Origin of the sequence: Niallia tiangongensis (assembly GCF_044704065.1) — a bacterium.
GTDB lineage: Bacteria > Bacillota > Bacilli > Bacillales > Cytobacillaceae > Niallia > Niallia tiangongensis.
In genome coordinates, this window is record NZ_CP162613.1 from 804,348 (window position 1) to 825,407 (window position 21,060).

Annotated in this window: 12 protein-coding genes and 1 pseudogene; 10 read left to right on the top strand and 3 right to left on the bottom strand. The window is 34.8% G+C overall.

The genetic code is table 11. The annotated features are described in order from the left end of the window. Window positions 1-1,259: 1,259 nt before the first annotated feature. From AB3U99_RS04025 to AB3U99_RS04065, 9 genes and pseudogenes are all read left to right on the top strand, one after another. Window positions 1,260-6,854, top strand: coding sequence for a 5'-nucleotidase C-terminal domain-containing protein (locus AB3U99_RS04025; RefSeq protein ID WP_400245656.1), 5,595 nt, complete (start codon window positions 1,260-1,262; stop codon window positions 6,852-6,854). 913 nt (window positions 6,855-7,767) lie between these two features. After that, window positions 7,768-7,941 (top strand): annotated as a pseudogene (locus AB3U99_RS04030) (RNA-guided endonuclease TnpB family protein); the annotation flags it as partial. Between the two features lie 394 nt (window positions 7,942-8,335). Further along, window positions 8,336-9,595, top strand: a complete 1,260-nt coding sequence (locus AB3U99_RS04035) for an ATP-binding protein (protein ID WP_400245657.1) — start codon at window positions 8,336-8,338, stop codon at window positions 9,593-9,595. A 965-nt stretch (window positions 9,596-10,560) separates the two neighbouring features. Beyond that, window positions 10,561-11,076, top strand: coding sequence for a hypothetical protein (locus AB3U99_RS04040; protein WP_400245659.1), 516 nt, complete (start codon window positions 10,561-10,563; stop codon window positions 11,074-11,076). A gap of 206 nt (window positions 11,077-11,282) precedes the next feature. Further along, a complete protein-coding gene (locus AB3U99_RS04045) occupies window positions 11,283-11,789 on the top strand; it encodes a CBO0543 family protein (protein ID WP_400245660.1) in 507 nt (168 codons plus the stop codon). A gap of 232 nt (window positions 11,790-12,021) precedes the next feature. After that, entirely contained in the window at window positions 12,022-13,086 is a 1,065-nt protein-coding gene (locus tag AB3U99_RS04050; RefSeq protein ID WP_400245662.1) for a diguanylate cyclase domain-containing protein, read from the top strand. Window positions 13,087-13,210: 124 nt separating this feature from the next. Beyond that, a complete protein-coding gene (locus AB3U99_RS04055; RefSeq protein ID WP_400245664.1) occupies window positions 13,211-14,437 on the top strand; it encodes an ATP-binding protein in 1,227 nt (408 codons plus the stop codon). 88 nt (window positions 14,438-14,525) lie between these two features. Continuing rightward, window positions 14,526-15,020 carry a DUF1456 family protein gene (locus tag AB3U99_RS04060; RefSeq protein ID WP_400245666.1) on the top strand — a complete coding sequence of 165 codons (495 nt, stop codon included), beginning with the start codon at window positions 14,526-14,528 and terminating at the stop codon, window positions 15,018-15,020. 29 nt (window positions 15,021-15,049) lie between these two features. Then, window positions 15,050-15,757: a M48 family metallopeptidase gene (locus tag AB3U99_RS04065; RefSeq protein WP_400245668.1), complete on the top strand. Its 708-nt coding sequence runs from the start codon at window positions 15,050-15,052 to the stop codon at window positions 15,755-15,757. A gap of 487 nt (window positions 15,758-16,244) precedes the next feature. Here AB3U99_RS04065 and AB3U99_RS04070 read toward each other — a convergent pair whose 3' ends face one another. Both AB3U99_RS04070 and AB3U99_RS04075 read right to left on the bottom strand, forming a co-directional pair. Further along, complete coding sequence (locus tag AB3U99_RS04070) at window positions 16,245-17,858, bottom strand: ABC transporter permease (RefSeq protein WP_400245670.1); 1,614 nt, start codon at window positions 17,856-17,858, stop codon at window positions 16,245-16,247. Between the two features lie 30 nt (window positions 17,859-17,888). Then, on the bottom strand, window positions 17,889-18,764 hold the full coding sequence (locus AB3U99_RS04075) for an ATP-binding cassette domain-containing protein (RefSeq protein WP_400245672.1): 876 nt from the start codon (window positions 18,762-18,764) through the stop codon (window positions 17,889-17,891). A gap of 299 nt (window positions 18,765-19,063) precedes the next feature. Here AB3U99_RS04075 and AB3U99_RS04080 point away from each other — a divergent pair, with 299 nt between their 5' ends. Further along, a complete protein-coding gene (locus AB3U99_RS04080) occupies window positions 19,064-19,660 on the top strand; it encodes a TetR/AcrR family transcriptional regulator (RefSeq protein WP_400245674.1) in 597 nt (198 codons plus the stop codon). Window positions 19,661-19,788: 128 nt separating this feature from the next. Here the strand turns inward: AB3U99_RS04080 and AB3U99_RS04085 are convergent, their stop codons facing one another. After that, window positions 19,789-20,364: a DUF6944 family repetitive protein gene (locus AB3U99_RS04085; protein WP_400245676.1), complete on the bottom strand. Its 576-nt coding sequence runs from the start codon at window positions 20,362-20,364 to the stop codon at window positions 19,789-19,791. Between the last annotated feature and the right edge of the window lie 696 nt (window positions 20,365-21,060).

Consider the following 21,060-nt stretch of genomic DNA (forward strand, 5'->3'; position numbering starts at 1 on the left):
AATAAATTAGATCAACCACGGTAGTTACTTCTACTATGGAGCATATGGTGCTGATGCTTTTGTGGTCAATGATATTACTAGTAATGTTCATACCATCTATAATTCTCTTGATACATCAAGTGAAATGCACTTTAGAGAATATAAGGATGATAAACATATAAAGAAATATTTTAGAACATTAAACTATGTTCAAGGTCAAAATGCGAACATAAATATCTTTATTGTCAATAACCTTGATGCTAAAAATACCGCGGAGAAAATGATTGTAGATTTGACCTAGCTTCGACAGTTATTTTATTTGCTTAATTAGAGGAGTTGTAAATATATCTCTAAGGGCTATATCTATACCTCTAGTTGTTTATTGGAAGGCTGTATTATTATTCGTTGTTAATTTTCTTGTAGATAGGAGGATTCATAGGCGGAGAATTTCCGGTTAATGTATATAGAGGGAGCTTAAGTAGCAGATATAAGCAGAGATATTCCGATTAACTGCTCTAAATAAGACAAAAACCAAGGATTTGGATACTATAGACGGAAAAACCGCCTTTATTTTTAAGGAAATAGGAGTATTTTGCCATTTAATCAGAATTATACTATTTATTTTTTAGACACAATAAAATCAACATTCCGTTATAACAGAGCCTTTTCAAAAAAAAGCTCACCTTCTGATAAAAATTAGTTATCGCACAATATATATTGGAAGAAGGGTCTTTATGACTAGAAAATTATACTATGAATCAATTAATTTTAAGTACGGAAAGAGTTTTGAATTATACCAAACCTATCCATATTATGACAAAATGTATTGAAATTATTAAATTTTTTGTAAATTCTTAATTTTATTGTAAATGTGCTTGTTAACAGATTTATATCATTATACAATGATTCCGGGTAGGTTTGTTATATTTTGATAGTAAAAATACAAACTAGTATATCCGTTTCAAATGTATAGGTGTATAGTCCTATAACTGTTTTTGTGCTACAACAATATTGTCTTACAAAGGATGTGACAAAGAAAATAGCTAATTTTGTAGATTTACAGTGGATTGTGTAAAAGTCATGTGTGGGAAGCTACATATATAAAACCTACTAATCTATTAGGATAATTTCTAACAGAAAAATTCCTTAGTGGTTGTCATCTCATTATGGAATATAAGCGTTTTTTTTTCAGCACTGGTGTATGTTAGTATCAAACAAGATATTATCATTTCGAGATGTCCGAAACATGAAGCTAATCTAATAATAAGAGGAGAAAAAACATGAAAAGAAGAAATAAGAGGAATCTTAGTATTATCACGATAATTGCTATACTTTTTAGTTTATTCTCACCAGTAGCTAATCTGAATGTAAAGGCCGAAACGGTTGTTGCTGCTGATTTGATTATCTCTGAATATATAGAGGGATCGAGTTTTAATAAGGCTATTGAGTTATATAATGGAACAGGATCTGACCTTGATTTAAGTCAGTATAGTCTAGGTATTCATACAAATGGGGCAGAGGGAGTTTCACAAAAACTTACTCTATCTGGCACATTAAAAAATGGTGAAACTTATGTACTCTATCATGGTCAAGCCGATGAAAAAATAAAAGAAAAAGGCAATCTTGCAAATTCATCAGTAATTAACTTTAATGGTAATGATCCTCTTGTTCTATTAAAAGGAGATACGATCATTGATTCAATTGGTCAAGTTGGCTCATCAGCTGATTTTGCCAAAGATGTCACTCTTATTAGAAATAGCGATGTTCTAACAGGAGACAAAAATATTACAGATACTTTTGATAGAAATATAGAATGGACTAGCAAAGGGATTAATTTCTTTGATGATCTGGGAACGCACACTGTAGGCACAGTCGTTCCTGAAGAGCCTACAGAACCAGTTACTGCAATTTCTATCGCAGATGCTCGTCAGCTTGGTGCGGGTAATACGGTTACTATAGAAGGAGTTGCGACAACGAATTCAGGACTTTGGGGAAGCGAAACTTTCTATTTGCAAGATACAACTGCTGGGATGTTTGTATATGCTAGCCCTAAATCCGTTAAGCCAGGAGAGAAAGTAAAAATTACTGGCGTATTGAAAACATATAAAAACGAACTGGAAATTGAACCAGCAAGCCTTGACATCGTTTCCTCAGAGAATGAACTACCTGTGGCACAGTCTGTTACTGAAGTAACTGCATCCACACAAGGCGAATTACTTAAATTACAAAATGTTACAATCTCTGAAATGACGAAAGATAGCTATGGAACAGCTACATTCCAAGCTGTATTTGAAAGTGGAGAAAAGGTGCGAGTTATTCACGATAATCGTACAGGCTCTACTTACGATGAATTAATTAAGCATTACAAAGAAGGAGATAAAGTTCATCTTACAGGAATCGGATCTGTTGATGAAACTGGATTCCATCTGAAAACTACTGGTCTTGATAGCTATGATTTAGTGAACAAGCCAGCCGTTTATACAACACAAACACAAGGTGGTGTAGTGCCAGCTGGTACAAAGGTCGAATTAAAATCAGGTCTTGAGAATGCGGATATCTATTACACAATAGATGGCTCCGCGCCAACTGAAACAAGCACAAAATATACTCAAGCAATCGCTTTAGAAACAGGAGAAACTACTATTAAAGCAATTGCTATTGCTAATGGTACTGTAAGTGATGTATTTAGCTTTACCTTTAAAATTCTAAATACTGAAAATATTCGAATCCACGATATTCAAGGAAAAGGACATATATCCGAATATAATGGAGCTTCCGTTACTAACATTACTGGTGTTGTAACCTACGTAATTGGTACAAGCAGTTTTGTTATGCAGGATGTTGATGGTGAAGATACAGATAAGGCAACATCCGAAGCAATCGAAGTATACAAATCATCTCATGGTGTTTCTGTTGGTGATAAAGTATCTGTTAATGGAACAGTTACAGAATATGGGGGTGGAGCTAACCTTTCCAAAACACAAATTACTGGAACGACAGTTACCAAAAATGGTACAGCTGAACTACCTGATCCACTAGTTATTGGGAAAGATATTTTCCCGCCAAATAAAGTAATTGACAATGATGAAATGAAATCTTTTGATTCAGAAGAAGATGGAATCGACTTTTGGGAATCTGTTGAATATATGCGCGTTTCATTCCCAGATGCTCTTGTAGTTGGACCACCATATTCTAATGATGTGCCAATTATTGTGGAAAGCACGACAAATAATACATTAAATAATCAGGGTGGACTAAATATCGCAAAAGACGATTATAACCCTGAAAAAATCTTTTTGGATAATGTAGGCAGTAACTTCCAACCGGGTGATAAGTTTAATGGCGATGTAGTAGGTGTCGTTACTTATTCAAGTAATGGCTATCAACTATCAGTCAATAAGAACGAATTACCTACTTTAACAAAATCAAACTTAACACAAGAAGTTACTCATATTGTGCCAGCAGAAGATAGATTAACTGTTGCTTCTTACAATGTTGAAAACTTCTCAAATAACAAATCAAACACTCCAGATGCCAAAGTAGCAAAAATTGCAAAGTCATTTGTAGACAATATGAAGTCTCCTGATATCATTACTTTAATAGAGGTTCAAGATAATGATGGAGAAACTAATTCTGGAAATACAGATGCATCAGAAAGCTATCAACGTTTAATAAATGCAATCGTTGCTGCAGGTGGTCCAACATATAAATGGACAGACGTAGCTCCTATAAATAATGCAAACGGTGGAGCTCCTGGCGGAAATATCCGTGTTGGCTATCTTTACAACCCTGAACGTGTGACGTTGGTTGAAGGAACGAAGGGGACAGCAACTGATGCAAATGGATGGACGGAAACGGGTAACCTGACATTGAACCCAGGTGTTGTTAACCCTGAAGTATTTAATAACACACGTAAACCACTTGCTGCAGAATTTGAATTCAAGGGTCAACGTGTTGTCGTGATTGGAAATCACTTGAATTCTAAAGGTGGAGATCAATCCTTATGGGGAGCTAATCAGCCACCAATATTGTCTTCGGAAGCGGAGCGCCTAAAACTGGCACAAGAAGTAAATAACTTCATTAAGGCGGGTCTTGCAAAAAATCCTGACTTGAATGTGGTTGTAACTGGAGACATGAATGATTTCGAATTCACACCAGTTCTTGAAACACTAAAAGGTGATATCTTAACAAATATGGTGGAAAAGGTTCCTGCTGAAGATCGCTTCTCTTATTTCTTCCAAGGAAACAACCAAGTATTAGACCATATTTTAGTGACCAATAAATTAGCAAATATAACAACAGCTGATATGATTCATATTAACGCAAACTTTACAGAAGCAACTGGACAAGCATCTGACCATGATCCAGTATTGATTCAACTTGATTTACCTAAATTACCAGAAGTACCTGATTTAACACTCATCCATACCAATGACATTCACTCTGCTTTGGATAACATGCCGAAGACTGTTACTGCTGTAAAAGAAATACGAGCAGCAAATCCAAATGCACTTCTCCTTCATGCAGGAGATCAATTTACAGGTACATTATATTTTAATGAATTCCAAGGTAAAGCAGATTTAGCGATGCTGAACTTGCTTGGCGTTGATGCAATGACCTTTGGAAACCATGAATTTGATTTAGGTTCTTCAGCAGAAGGCCATCAAGCGTTGGTTGATTTTATTAAGGGAGCAGACTTCCCGTTTGTAAGTGCAAATGTTGATTTCTCGAATGATGCTAAATTTGATGGACTTCAGAACGAATCGATCGAATCGAATGTTGAAAATGGTAAGATTTACAATGGAATTGTGAAAGAAGTAAACGGGGAGAAAGTTGGTATCTTCGGTTTAACGACTGAAGAAACAACTGATATTTCTAGCCCAGGATCCATTGCATTCGAAAACTATCTGAAAGAAGCTGAAAAAGCAGTAGAAGCTTTTGAAGAAGCAGGTGTCAACCGAATTGTCGCATTGACTCATATCGGATATGACGATAACGCAGCAATTGATAATGATCAAATCCTTGCTGAAAAAGTCGAAGGGATTGACGTGATTGTTGGCGGACATAGCCATACAACATTAGACAAACCAGTTATTGTGGAAAAGGATTCAACACCTACTATAATTGTTCAAACTGGTAACTCTAATGGAAATCTTGGCGTTTTAAATGTAAACTTTGATGAAAATGGTGTAGTTGAGACTTATGATGGTCACTTAGTAGCTATTGGTGCTCAAACAGAGGATGAAGAAGCATTAGCAGTATTAGCACCATTTAAAGCACAGGTTAATGAAGTGGCTCAAACAGAAATTGGCGTGTCTACACCGATTGCATTGGAAAGCCCACGTACGAACGGTGATGATACAAATCCTAGTGTCCGTAAAAATGAAACAATATTAGGTAACTTGATTACAGATGGAATGCTTGAGAAGTCAAGAACATTCACTGGTAAAAATGTTATCATGTCATTGCAAAATGGTGGTGGTATCCGTGCATCAATCGGAGAAGGACCAATCACAGTTGGAGAAATAATCACTGTACTACCGTTTAACAACACCTTAGCAACCATGGATGTAACGGGTGCGGAGCTAAAAGAAGCATTTGAAATTTCTCTAGGTCAATACCCAACAGAAAATGGTGGCTTCTTACATGTATCAGGTGGGAAAGTAGTATATGATCGTACAAAACCAGCTGGAGAGCGAATTGTATCTGTTTCGTATTTAAATGAAAATAGTAAATATGTAGAAGTTCAAGATGATGTGATGTATACAGTTGCAACAAACGCTTTTACTGCTAAAGGTGGCGACGGCTATGGCGTTTTTGCCGATGCATATGCAGAAGGCCGTGTAACTGACCTAGGACTATCTGATTGGGAAAACTTCCGTGATCATTTAGTAAGCCTTGGGAACGAAGGCATTCCTACTGAAATTGAAGGAAGAATTATTGATGTGAGTCAAATTCCAGAAGAAGAACCAGGAGAAGAACCAGGTCAAGAACCAGGAGAAGAACCAGGAGAAGAACCAGGTCAAGAACCAGGAGAAGAACCAGGAGAAGAACCAGGTCAAGAACCAGGAGAAGAACCAGGAGAAGAACCAGGAGAAGAACCAGGAGAAGAACCAGGAGAAGAACCAGGAGAAGAACCAGGAGAAGAACCAGGTCAAGAACCAGGAGAAAATCCAGGAGAAAACCCTGGTAATTCAAATCAAGTAATAGAAATTAAACCTAACGTAATTAAGGATGGTAACAAATATAAAATTAGTGATTCTGCACTTGCAAATCTTGCAGATAATGGTGTAGTTGTTATCAATGTTGATAACAACATCAATGCAACATTTACACTAACTAAAGATCAAATCCAAGCTTTACAAGATGCAGGTGCATCAATCGTGATAAGTAACGGAAATGTAGAGATACAATTCCCAGCTTCAATTCTGCCTTTATCTGAAAATGTGGATATAAAAGTGAAGAAAATGGAAGCGAAAGGTTCACTTTTAGCTTATGACTTCACAATTGAGGCTGATGGGAAAACATACCATGAATTCGATGAAAAAGTTAAACTTACATTCAAAGTTGATTCAAAACAAGTCAAAAATCCTAAAAATGTAAAAGTTTATTATTGGAATGAAAAGGGAGAAATTTGGGAATTAGTTGGTGGAGAATACAAGAATGGTGCAGTGTCAGTTTATACAGATCACTTCAGTACGTATGGTGTATTTGAAGCTAAACCAGATTCTTCTAAGGCTCCAACTCAAGCTAATGAGCTTCCTAATACGGCGACAAACAGCTTTAACATTTTACTTGCAGGAGTTATGTTAATAGTAGTTGGAATTGGTTTATACTTTGTTAAGAGAAGAAATGCTAAACAAATTATTAAGTAATTAATAGAGAGTTTTTGATATTCCTAACATTAACCTATATAGTATAAGAGTTAAAAAGTCAAAAAACACTCTATCCTGAGTAAATGAAAAAACACGTGCAAATAGTCTATTCCAGTGAATAACTAAAAGCCCTTAAAAATTGCTTATGAATAGCATTTTTAAGGGTTTTTTTAGGCTTTAATTAAGAAATAGTGGTTCTATACTAATGGTGGGGTAAGCTTCAATTTAAAGAAAAAAAATACACGTAACCTCCAAATATCTTATACTTAAGTTACCTAGACAAAAGACAAGATAGGAGTTACGTATATATGCATCGGTTGGCAGCGAATCAAGCTTCACTCACTGAAGAAACTTATTATATTCTACAAAGAATCAATGAATCTTTCCGTTCAGATTTTAACGCTCTAGTCCTTGTTGAGTATGCTAAGATGAAATCCGAAAATAATGATATAAGTATTGGCCTGTTATTATCAAAGGGAACAAAGGCTCCGCTGTCCCACGTATTCGATATCTATCTGTCACATAGCTCATTCGACAAGGACGAAATTGCTGGTATTGTTACTTTGTTGGAAAACGTTGGGTATAGTAAATCGAGAAACTGCTGCGACCATTAGGAGAAGATTACAAAACTCTAGGACCTTGTATTATCCATGAATGTACGTCTGTTACCATGGATGCCTTGGAAACTGGGCTATTTCGATGGACTAAAAAAAGCAAATCGTATTTCCCCCAATACAACGTGTATCGGTTCTTGGGAGAAGATATAAAGGACAAGAATATCTAGATCTATATGACTAGATCTATATGATTACATAGATAGTAAGTGAGAATCAAAACGATTTGAAGAAGAACAATCAGGAGTTCTAATGATTGCTTAAAGAAACAAGTACAAACACTCCTAGATGTTGGAAAAACTTGCGGTTTGTATCGTAGTAAAACTGGACAATGTATTCACGCAGATATTAATGGCGCGTTGAATACTTTGCGAAAATCAGAAGTGGTGAAAAGGGACGAAAATATCAAAATTAAGGTGCCAATTACATTAGAAGTACAAAAACGTAAGGCTGTTGCTTCACGCATAGCTTAGTAGGTGTGTCAACCATCCATGTGTACTCGGCTTGTCGGGGCTTGTAGTACACGCCAGTGCAATTCTTGAGTGGTAGCGTCTTCTGCAAGGAAGAACTGCACTTTTTCAAAAGGGTGGTGCAAGTGGAAAAGCAATCATTCGTTGCTAGTACCAACCAAAAATCTACTTGGGGTGTCAACAAAGGGTGCATGGATTCTAGAGCGTCAAACTGCCTAGAAATATTGCAAAAAGACCTAGAGTTCAAACTCATGCCCCTACTGAAACGAGTCATCTCAGTGGGGGGAGTTGACTAATATAAAGGTATGTACGAAACAGAATGAAACATAGTGAACAGGACTATACTAGATTAGTCCTTATATTGTTGCAGTAAAAGTGAATAGGAAAGGGAAAGATTATGAGTATAATAAAGGATTTTTTGCTACAACTATCGCTTATGGTAGTACCCATATTTATTAACTTTACATTTGTTTTGGAAAAGGTGAAGAGTCATAAAAATAGAAACATTCTCATGTCTATCTTATGGGGAATATCCATATTATTTTGCATGTCATTTCCAGTGAGTCTTGGTCAAAATGTACGGCTAGATTTAAGAATTGTTCCTCTGATATTGGGGAGCTTATACGGAGGATTTTGGTCTTCTATTTTTCTTTCAGCACTTATAATTGCTTATCGCCTTTATTCCGGTTTTGGAATAGGATTTTATAATACTGTTCTTGTTTTATTATTATCCATACCTGTTATATTGATTTTTCAAAAATATTTTGCAAGGTCGGAAAAACGTAAAAGAGTAAAAATTGCGGTTGGTCTTTGCCTTTACTACTGTTTTATTGGATTTATTATCTTTATTATTCTAAGAGGATTTTCTATAGATTATACAAAAGTACAGATTTTTCAACTTATCTTTGGTGCAATAGCTACTTGGTTCTTCATAGTGTTATATGAAACAATTATTGAGATTAATCAGATTCGAACAGAGTTGCAAAATGCGGAGAAGCTAAAAGTGATAAGTGAATTAACAAGTGTATTTGCGCATGAAATTAGAAATCCGATGCAAGTTGCACGGGGGTTTCTACAACTTCTAAACGATCCTGATTTGCCTAAAGGAAAAAAGGAATATATACAAATATCATTAGAAGAATTAGATCGTGCTAATGAAATTATTAATGATTTTTTAGCATTTGGAAAGCCTGTCAACAACATTAGTGAAAGAATCGATGTTGGTTATCAATTACACCGTGTTGTAAAAATTATACAAGGTTATAGTCTGAATCATAATGTTCAGATTAAAACAGAAATTCTTGAAGATGGTTGGATACACGCTAATGCTCAAAAATTAAATCAGTCTTTGATTAATATCGTGAAAAATGCGATAGAGTCTATGCCGAATGGTGGAATGGTTTGGATTTCCTCTACTTCTACGGATGATGGATTTATAAGGATTAGCATTAAGGATCAAGGAATTGGGATGACAAAAGAGCAAATGGACAGGCTTGGATATCCATTTTATTCATTAAAGGAAAGTGGGACAGGATTAGGGATGATGGTAAGCTATCAAATTATTCGATCTTTCAAAGGGAAAATACAAGTGAAAAGTGAAAAAGATATAGGGACAGAATTTATTATTTTTTTACCCAAAATAAATGGAAGCAGCTAATGATTAGATGGATTGAAGAAGATGGTTTTACACGCTTCATAGGTATTTAAGGAGACAAAATTAATTATTAGTTGTTCGCTTATGTAGATTTTAAAATGAGATAAGGGGTAGTAGAGTGCCAAATCTCAGACGAAACACACCGATAAATCAGCTATTGGGTGGCTAAATAAGTAACTAGCGTTAACAATGAATAATCATCAAAGTTAGGTAGTAAGAAAGGGCGAATTATAAATACCCAGGATAAGGTTGTGGTTATCACGATAAAAATTAAAATGTCATAAAAACCCGATCAGAGGTGGGTAACATATACATATTCTTAGTAAGTCCAATGGCAATTTCCTGAAAAATAACATAGACAGCCTAACAGCAAGAGTAGTGTAGATGTTTTATTTTGATTTTTTTTTGCTTAGTGTATGCTTTAAGAATAATAGTTACAGCAATGATCTAGCTATTGTAAACATATTATTACTAACAGCTGAGAGTAAAACAGAATGCCCCTCTAAAAAATATAAACTACTATAGTTGGTGTTATTACCCGTAGCCAGGCGCATAGAGTGTTCGTAGCGCAATGGAACGAATTAGTTTTTACACTTGACTATATTTAAAATCCTAAATATTCAGGATGAAAAAGTAGCCTTTATTTAAGAACTAAATTAGAGAGTGTTCGTCTTTACAGCTTGGCTATTTAGTTTTGTCCCAGCCTCTTTGTTCTAGTTCCTTTGTCGGCTAACTACCTTGTTTTTTGGCTTTCGTCCTTACCTGTCGATAAGTAGTGTATTTTCCTTATTTTGTATTTAATTAGATAATGCTATTATACTAACTAATACAAAAGTCTCAATTGGCTAAACGAAAATGATAACACTATTGTAAATACATTTTTTTACAGTGCGCATCCTATAATTAATTATAGGATGCGTACTTTTGGGGGAATAATAGTTTTAATGAATGTTTAAAGGGTGGATAGAATGAAAATAATGAAATATTCAAAGACATTATTGTCTTTGACCATGATAATACCTTGGGTTACTGTGCTATTATTAGGTAAAAAAAAACTTAAACATTATTTTCCAGCAGGTGTATTTATTGCTTTAATGGTGAGGTTAGTCAATGTCATTGCCAAAAAGCGAAAATGGTGGTGGTGGTATGAAACACTTCATCCTAGATTATCGGGAGTAATTCCTTTTATGCTTGGTCCATTTTTTGTTGGTTCGATATGGATATTAAAATGGACATATGGCAAGTTCTTTAGATATTTTGCATTGAATATGCTATTTGATGGAATGTTTACATATGGTGCAGTACCTATCTTAACAAAATTCGGTGTAGCGTCTTTAATACGAATGAAAAAAAATCAATTAATGTATGTTTTTATGTTTTTAACTTTAATCTTATATGCTTTTCAGTTTTTATATGAAAATATCCATCTTAATAAATGGAGTCTTATAAAAAGGAGAAAAAAATTATTTGATATGCATGACTAAGAATGAAGGGAAGGAATGAACGGAATGAACGGGAGAAATCTCTAATTCGTTTTTTCCTATTTTTAATTCTATAGTGCTGTATAGTAAATAAGGGTTTGTGAATATATGTGAATCGGACAAAATAATAAACAAAAAGGATATTAATACAGATACAGGAAAAAATAGGAAGAGAATATTTATATATGGACGCTTAAGGAGAAGCCAATATGCATTTACTTGTGAACATTGTTATCCTCTTGCTTAATTGGAAGTATCGAACTGTCCATAAATGGCGAGAATATCACACTACCATGTTATTTATTAGTTTATGCGACCTCCTATATCATTGTATTTGCAGTGATTTCAAATTGTGGAATTATCAACCGGATTGGCCGTTATTTTCACAACTAATAACTAATTTAACATTTTCACTAATATTTTTACCTGCAACAGCATTGTTATTTTTGTCTAAATATCCAATCGAAAAATCAATTTTAGCAAAATTTTTTTTTATTTTAAAGTGGATTGTCGTTTATATGATAGGTGAATATATATTTGTTTTAACACACAATATGACACATTCCAATGGTTGGACATTGTGGTGGTCCTTACTATTTTATTTTCTGATGTTTCCAATGCTTCTTTTGCATCATACTAAACCCAAGCTTACGTATGTAGTAAGTGCTGCTGTGATTATTTTTTTTATTTTTATATTTAAGATACCGATAGAGTAGGTTTGGAAGGGGGGCAGGAACAAGCTTAGATGCAGTAGTTAAATCACTATTTTTCCTGCATATATATTAAGTTTTACTTATCCTGTTTTTGGTAAAACAATGGATAGAACCAATCTTCTGTTTCAGAAGAAGATTGGAGATTCTACTAATAGAAATTTTTGATATCTTTCGCTTTCCTTTACTAAGGTCTCTAGTATAAGCTTGAACAAGGTCTACTTTTAGGAGAATAAATATGAATTTTTTTGTAAAAAAAATAAAAGGACTTTTTTTTATATTAGTAGCTTTAGCAATTATGGAAATGATTGTTGGATTTACTGCTTCAAAAGAAACTTGGGAAATGATTGTCACTATTGCAGTTCAAATTCTCCAATTTCTTTTGTTCATCTTACTTATGGTCCTTCTTAGAAAGATCATTCGTCAGTCAGCAGACAAAGAAAAGCAGTATCGAAAATTACTGGATCTTTCACCTGAAGCTATTTACGTTCATCGAAAAGGAATCCTTGTCTATTCAAACGATGCAGGTGCAAAATTGTTTGGATTTAAGGAACCTTTTGAATTGATAAACTTGCCTTGGAAAGAAATTTTGAATGCTAAATCTTATGAAAGCTTAAAATCATCAAGTGATAAATACGAGGTGGATCAGCAATTTAAAATCCATCATTTTAATTTATATGAGGAAGATGAAAATGTCCGCTACATTGAAGCGAAATCAACCTATATCCTGTTCGATGGGGAACCGGCGAGAGAAGTTATCGCAAGAGATGTAACGGTTCAGGAAAAAGATAGCCAACGGTTAAAGGAATTATCCTATTTAGATACTTTAACCCAGCTCCCAAATCGCAGAAGTCTGCTTGAGGAGCTTGATCAAGTAATCAAAGTATCGGAACAAATGAATAAGAGTTTTGGGATTATGTTTGTTGATTTAGATGGTTTTAAACAAATCAACGATTCTTATGGACATGCTAAGGGAGATTTCTTATTAAAGCAAGTTAGTGAATACCTTAAACTTTGTATAAGGGAAGAAGATGTAGTTGGAAGGTTTGGAGGAGATGAATTTATCATAATCCTCCCCAATGCTGTACAAACAGACTGTATAGTAATAGCCCAAAAAATAATTGACAATATGCCTTTATTTATTTCGGACTTTCAAGATCAAGTGACATTAAGCATTGGAATTTCTCTTTATCCTCAAAATGGAAATGATCTTGATACCATAATGTTGCTAGCAGATAAAGCGATGTATAAAGCAAAGAAACACGGTAAAAATAATTTTCAGTTTTTTGATATCGGCACTTAAATGCTAATGTAAAACCAAGACAACCTATCAAGATGGTGAAAAAATAGTTATATTTACCCCTTTGATTTCAAAAAAATGATATATTTTAAAGTGTGTATAAAGATTAAGAGATTAAGGGGTATCCATGAAGGAGATTAAAAATAACTTTAATATAAAAATTTACTATATTGTCGTTTGGGCTATTATAGCTATTATCATAGGGGGGTTGTTTATTGATAACCCACGATTAAGCGATTGTGGATGGGGGTTTATATTTCAACTTATCTGGGCGTTCAGTTTGTCTATTTGTTTATTACTTTATCCCAAAAAAGAAACAGATATTTTTAGAATAAGTATCATCGTATTAGCATCAATTTACTTCTATTCCCTTTTTCTTTTTTACCCAGATACTGGGTCTAACTTTATTTTACTATGTTTTATACCAGCCCTATCAATCTTATTTTTTAATTCAAAGCTTTTTTATTTTACCTTGTTCTTAAATGGGGGATTAATTTTATTTTTATTTGGTTACATTATGTTTACGAATCAAGAGCCTCAATATAGTTATTTAGAACAGGATTTAATCGGAAATGTTTTAAACTTTATTGCGAGCCAAATTATCATCTATTTTATTTTTTATTTAACGAATGGGCGAATGAAAAAGCAGCAATTATATTATGAACAAATTCAGCAGTCTGAGCGTCTAAAGACATCTGGGCAACTTGCAGCTGCTGTGGCCCATGAGATTCGAAATCCTCTAACCGTTGTGAAAGGATTCTTGCAGTTATATGAAAAGGATAATTCATTTTCCTCTGATCAAAAACGTCATTTTACTCTAATGGTTGATGAATTAAATATGGCTGAACAGGTAATTTCACAATTCTTAACGATGGCAAAGCCAGAGCAAGAACAAGCTGCAGAGATAGTAGATGTTAAGGATATTCTCCAGAGTGTTACAGATTTGCTCCATTCCTATGGACTATTACATGATAATCGGATTGAATTAAAGGTAACAGATGATTGTACAATTTCTGCTAACATCATAGAATTAAAACAATTACTCATAAATATCATAAAAAATGCGATTGAGGCTTCTAATTATGGTGATTTAGTAATGGTAACGGCTGAAAAGGAAAAGAATTTTGTTGTAATAAAAGTAATCGATCATGGAAAAGGAATGTCGGAGGAAGAAGTGGCATCACTTGGTACCCCTTTTTATTCTTTAAAAAGCAAAGGAACAGGTTTAGGCTTGATGATTTGCTTTAATATCGTCGAAAAATATAATGGCAAGATCGAATTTGCAAGCTCAAAAAATCAAGGAACAGCTACTACAATTCGCTTTCCGTATTATGATAAAAACAAAGCTATTTAGATAAAGTAAATGTCCTAGAGTGTTGTCTTTGCAATAAGAAAAAAGTTAAACTGAAAAATATGTAGTTTTGTAAATTGGAGGTCAAACAATGGAAAATAATGATATATTAATTCGTTTAAGATACGCATTAGAAATAAAAAATAGTGAAATGGCAGAAATATTTAAGCTTGGTGGGAAAGAGATATCCGTACCTGAGGTAGTAAAAATACTTAAAAAGTCAGATGAAGAAGCAGAGAATGATGATCAAATGAAATTGACGAATAGTATGTTAGATTCATTTTTAAATGGCTTTATTATTTATAAAAGAGGAAAGCAAGAGCTGAAACCAGGCCAACCAACTATACCTGAATCGTCAATAAAAAACAATACGAGTGTAAATAATATCCTCTTAAAGAAAGTCAAAATCGCGCTGGCACTAACGACAGAGGATATGATAGATATATTCAAAAAAGCGGGATTAAATGTATCAAAAGGGGAACTAGGTGCATTTTTACGAAAAGAAGGGCATAAAAATTATAAAGTATGCTTAGATAATTTCGCTAGAAACTTCTTAAAAGGATTAGCGATTAAATATAGGGGATAAGAGCAGTAAAGGATTTGTCAGGTGATGATATGATACATACCTATTTAGGGGAAACCATACGTTTTGATGTAAAGTATAAAAATCGTACCTCCATTGGGATTACGATAGATGGCTATGGAAATATAGAAATTTTAGCACCAAAAAAGACGCCTGATGAACGGATAATTCAAGTGTTAGAGGGAAACTGGGATTCCATCCATAGTAAAGTACAAGAAATGAAGAAAAGAATGGATGGGCCACAGGAAAAGGTATATGAGAATAATGAAAGATTTCTTTATTTAGGTAATTCCTATCCTATTCAAATTATCCAGGATATCACTATTACGCAAGAGAGAGTTGCGTTTTTAGAAGAAATCCTGCATATCTATGTAAAGCAACTTGATAGGGAAAAAATAAAACAATTATTGAAAAGATATTATTATCAGCGGACTAAGGCTTTAGTAGAAGAGAGAATTTCCTTCTATCAAAGTAACTTTAAAACAAAGCCTCGATCGATACGTATTACAGATAGCAAAACCAATTGGGGAACCTGTGATTCCAATTTCCAATTAACCTTCAATTGGAGGTTAGCAATGGCTCCTCTTGAGGTAATTGATTATGTCGTTGTTCATGAAATGTGTCACATGGTTCACCTTAATCATGACCGCTCCTTTTGGCGGCTTGTTGGAAAACTGATGCCTGATTATAAAGAGAAAGAGAATTGGCTGGCTTTGTCTAGTTGGAAGATGACGGTTTAAAGCAAATTAGTAGTTGCAGGTAAAAATATTCTTTTATATTAAATGAGTTCTCAGTACACTTAAAGAAGTGGCGTCCAGTAGACCTGAATCGGCTATTGGACGCCATTCTTATATGTTGAAACAAAGAAGTATCATTTTTGATACAGATTAGATCTTTATAAAAATGATACCTCAGCCTATTTACTTGAAATCATTGGAAAAGGGCAAAGGGAACCTTCCGATGGTTAGTTGAACTTTTCGGATCTTAACGGGCAGTTATCCCACACCTAGCTTCTTCGATTTTCAGCAGTTTGAGGTGGGGGTCTAACTGCCCGTTAAGAGTGGGATAAACGGATAAACCTTCCTTATTTTTAAGGGAATATGGACATTTCCCAATTTAAACGGAAGTATACCGTTTATTTTTCAAACACAGTAAAATCAATATTCAGTTATAACAGAGCCTAATGATAAATATAATACAATTCATATTTGCGATAAAGCCTGTAAGTTATGCTCCTTCTATCATATCTCGTCTCTTATAACCAACGTAACCAATTATCAGTAATGCTATACTAATCACAGTTATCGTAATGAATATTGGTGCTTCAAAGTCCTCCATTGGCATTTGTGGAAACCAGCTTTGAATCGCTGTTTTGGAAAAACCGTCTGATAAGTCCAAGATACCTCCAAAGTAATTTAGGATAAAAGAGTAACCAAGATACGCATAAACAACTTTTCCTAGTTTCGGTGCCCAACCGAGCGCTAACGCGGCAAGGCCTGTAATGAATAACACCGATGGAAATAAGTTGAGGCCTGCGGCAAGAAAATCACCGAAATCCATTGTTGTACTTTCTCCCATTGCTGAGATAGCTGTGCCACCAAGACCACCAGCCGCTAGTAAGGTTCCGATAAAACCAGCAAAAATCGCTAAACCAACACTGGTCCAATACAATTGGCCACGAGTCACTTTAGTAGCGTGAAGTTGACTTAAGTGTAAGCGGCTTTCCTCAGCGAATAGTTTATTGACAATCGCAATCGGTAAAATAGAAACCAAACCAATCATTACAAACATAATCGTACCGGTAAAGGATTCTTCAAGAGAAAATCCAGATTGTGTAAACATTTGCTTTACCATATCGCTACCTTCAAGAAAGGATTGCATGTCTCCATAAATGGATCCATATGCTGCTCCCATAATTATAAAAGCAAGTAGCCAGCTAATCATACTCCCTTTGTTAATCTTAATGAATAATCCTGGGACGGATAATAAGGATTTTTTTGCGTTTTCCCTCCCTGCTCTTTCAGGCAGGTAGCCAGCTCCCATGTCACGACCGCCTTCAAGAACAAAGGCTATAACTGTCACGATAAAACTAAAAATCAAGGCAAAGATAATAGGTATCCAGTTATTTTCCGTAAATGGATACGTTAAATAGGTCCATCCCATTGGGTTAATCATTGATAAATCAACATTGGACACATCTGTACCGGAACGAATAATATAAAGTATTCCTATAATACCCAGTGATGCCCCTGTTGCACTTGAGGAGGTTGGCATAATTTGCGCCATAACGAGTGCAATCCCAGCGCCGATGATACCAGCCATTCCAATGGATGCTCCAAATAAGAACGAACCTTCAGTTGTAATCGTATCAGCACCAAAGCTCGCCATGACCCCGCCAATTATAAGTGCAAGTAATACATTAATGACAACTGTTTCTATCATAGCGGCAAGAGAGTTTGCTTGACGTCCGATTTGAAAGGAGCGGACTAGCTCCATTAGACCGAGATCTTCTTCCTTACGTGTATGGCCTACTACATGTAAAGCAGAAATAATCATCGCAAACAATCCGCAAAATAATAACATATTATGCGTATATACTGCTCCGATTGTATAATCCTCTCCTGTTTCAATCGGAGTTGGTCCAATCATGGATGTCATTGCAGGACTTTGTAATGTTTCATACATTCCAATCAAGCTTTGCCCTTTGTAAAGCTCCTCAAAAGCTGGAACAAATCCTGCCGAAAACAAGCCAATCCCAATAATCCAAAAAAATATTTTCTTCCAATCACGTTTTAGAAATTGTAAAAACAGGGTATCCCAACGTGCAAATTTTTCCTTCATCGTTCTTTCACCTCCATATCATAGCTAGCCTTAATAGTGACGCATGAATAAATCTTCAAGTGTTGGCGGAACTGCTTCAAATTTAATAACGCCTAATTTAGTTGCTTCCATTAAAATATCTTGGATGTGCTGATTATCCGCAGAGAACGTTGCTTGATTACCTTTTTGTGTAAAATCATGTACACCATTTACAGAGGCTATTTTTGCCACATCATCTTGAGTTGCTAGGGATATCGTAGAACGTGTCAAGTGGCGTAATTCATTAAGCGTACCTGATTCTACGATTTTTCCTTGACGGATGATTACAACTTTATCAGCCAAGCGTTCCACTTCACTTAAAATATGGGAGGATAGAAGGATAGCTTTTCCTTGGTTTTTGATTTTTTCCACTTCTTCTTGGAATACCGCTTCCATTAATGGATCCAGACCAGAAGTAGGCTCATCAAAAATATATAGATCAGAATCGACAGATAAAGCTGCAATCAAACCCACTTTTTGACGATTCCCTTTTGAATATCCTTTTGCTTTCTTTCTTGTATCCAATTCAAAGCGTTTAACTAAATAATCCCGTTTTTGCTTGTCTCCGCCGCCATGTAACTTAAGGAATAAATCAATAATTTCCCCACCTGTTAGACTGCCCCAAAGTGCGACATCTCCAGGAACATACGAAATACGTTTATGAATTTCTAGGCTGTCTTTCCAAACATCTTTCCCAAAGATTCTGGCAATACCGGCATCACGCTTAATAATTCCCAATAATGTACGAATCGTAGTCGATTTACCAGCACCATTCGGACCAATAAAGCCGACCACTTCTCCAGCATTTACCGTAAAGGTCACATCACTTAATGCTTGAAACTTACCGAATTTTTTTTGTAAACCTTGTAATTTCACAATCTCTGTCATAACGATGACACTCCTTCTGTAAAAATTTTGTTATCATGTCATAACGTGCTTTCCGGTCTAAGAAGAAGTTTAAAACCATATGTTTATTTTTGGTTTAAAATTCATTTGTTACAAACCTCTTTTTAAACTAAAGTTCATTTATAAGTTCAATATTATTGGTTTTATAAAATATAGTCAATAGTAAAATACTATTTTGAATTTGATAGTTCATATTTTTTTATATATAATATATTAGGAAGGAAGATGCTAATCTTGAGTAAAAATTTTTGAATAAATAGGATAGAAAGTAGGCATTAGAATTGAATGGTTTTCAAAAAAGGACTGAGGAAAAGAAAGTACAAATTTTAGAAGCGGCTTTTGAGCTGATGAATACAGGTAGAGGAAATGTAACAATGGAGGAGATTGCCAAACATGCTAATGTTGGGAAAGCCACTATTTTTAAGTATTTTGGCAATAAAGAGAACCTCATTCATGAAGTTTTCAAGTACAATTTAGATACAATGAAAGAAGCAGCAATGCTAATTATGGCTGAAAATAAAAGTTTTGAAGAAACGCTGATTACCTTGAGCAAAAATAAAATTGCCTTATTAGAGAAAATTAATAAGGATTTTTATCTGAATATGATGAGGTATATCACGGAAAAAAAGGATGATGGATTATCCTTACTGATGAAGCAGTATACCCAAGAAACGTTTAGTATGATGTTAGATTTATTCCATCGTGGTCGCAAGGAAGGGAAGGTTGATCTAAAATATTCGGATGAATTTCTATTACTTTATTTCCAAGTCGTTGTTGAAGGTATTTCAAGTCCGGTAGTTTATGAAAAAATCGCACCTTATACAGAAGAATGGACGGAAATGCTGATAAAAGGGATTGCTCCAAATAAAAGGGAATAGCTATTTTGTCAACGGGATATTTATGGTTGATATATTGACTACATTTTAATAAAACATTTTGAGTTGAATTTTTAGAAAAGAGGAAGATTTTTTCTTTTTCTACTTACAAAGGCGAATCCAAGGCTTCACTATTCATTTATATTTAATGCAATCTCTTCTAATTCTTCTTTTACTTGGCCGATAAGTGAAATGGCAGCTCCGGTCGCTTGAATCCAACTGCCGATTGACCCGAGATTTTGCTGGTTACTTATGCCTTTTAATTGTTCTGTTCTGTTAATTGCTTGCAAAGAATTCCCAATCCCTTGTAACAAACCGCCAATTATATTTTCAATTCTTCCGTCTGCTGTGCTATCAAAAAATTCATCTGTAAGTCCAGTAAAACTTCCTAGAGCTTGCAGCCAGCTACCTGTAATAATTAATTTTTGCTCGGCTGGGGTATTACTTATTTTATAAAGCACTAAGCCGGTTATAACTGTTGAATTTCCGATAGCTTGAATTTCATCTCCCAGTTTTTCTAATGAAATAGTCCCTTGTCCGTCAGCTGATAATGCGCTCCCTGTTCCTTGTAATACATTACCAATTAAAAGAAGCTGATAATTCGTTTCTTTAGACAAATGGAAGAAGGGGGTACTTCCAATCGCTGCTTGGATAGTACCGATCGTATTGATAGCAGATCCGAATATTTCTTTAAAATGTCCATTCATCCATTATCGACCGCCCATTCATTTTACACTAAATAACATATTCAAAAATGATCTGAATGGGATAAAAAAGACAATCTATGAAGATAGTTTATATTTTATCCACTCTTTAACTTCAGTAAGACTCTTACCTCTTGCTTAGGAGAAATCGAGGAAGATAGGTGGGAAATCAACTGTCCGTAAAGGTCCGGGTGGTTCAATTAACCATCAGTGGGGGATGAAGGAAAAACACGACTGATGGAAGTTTCACTTGATAAGCAGAAAAGAGGATGGGACAAAACAAAATAGCCAACCTGTAAAGACGAACAATCTTTAATTTAGCTCTTAAAAAAAGGCTACTTTTTCATGCTAGTTATTTATAATTTTAAATATAGTCAGTGTAAAAACTAATTCATTTTTAAAGATTGTTTTTCTATAAACTATTATGGGACTAGAAACAATTAATTAATTGGAAAAACGGAGCAGCCTGAATACACGTAGACTATGGGAGCTGCAAGAAAATCCGAGACCCTGCAGGAACGTGAGCTGTGAAGCGGCTCGGCGCTCGCCCCATGGAAAGCGAAGTGTATTCAGGCTGTGGATAATAACACCATCTTTACTGAAACAGCCTTTTATAAACCAATATAAACCCGACCAATCATATGGAACTATCGTATGGTTGTTCGGGTTTATCTATGGCTGGAATACTTATGTCCCAGC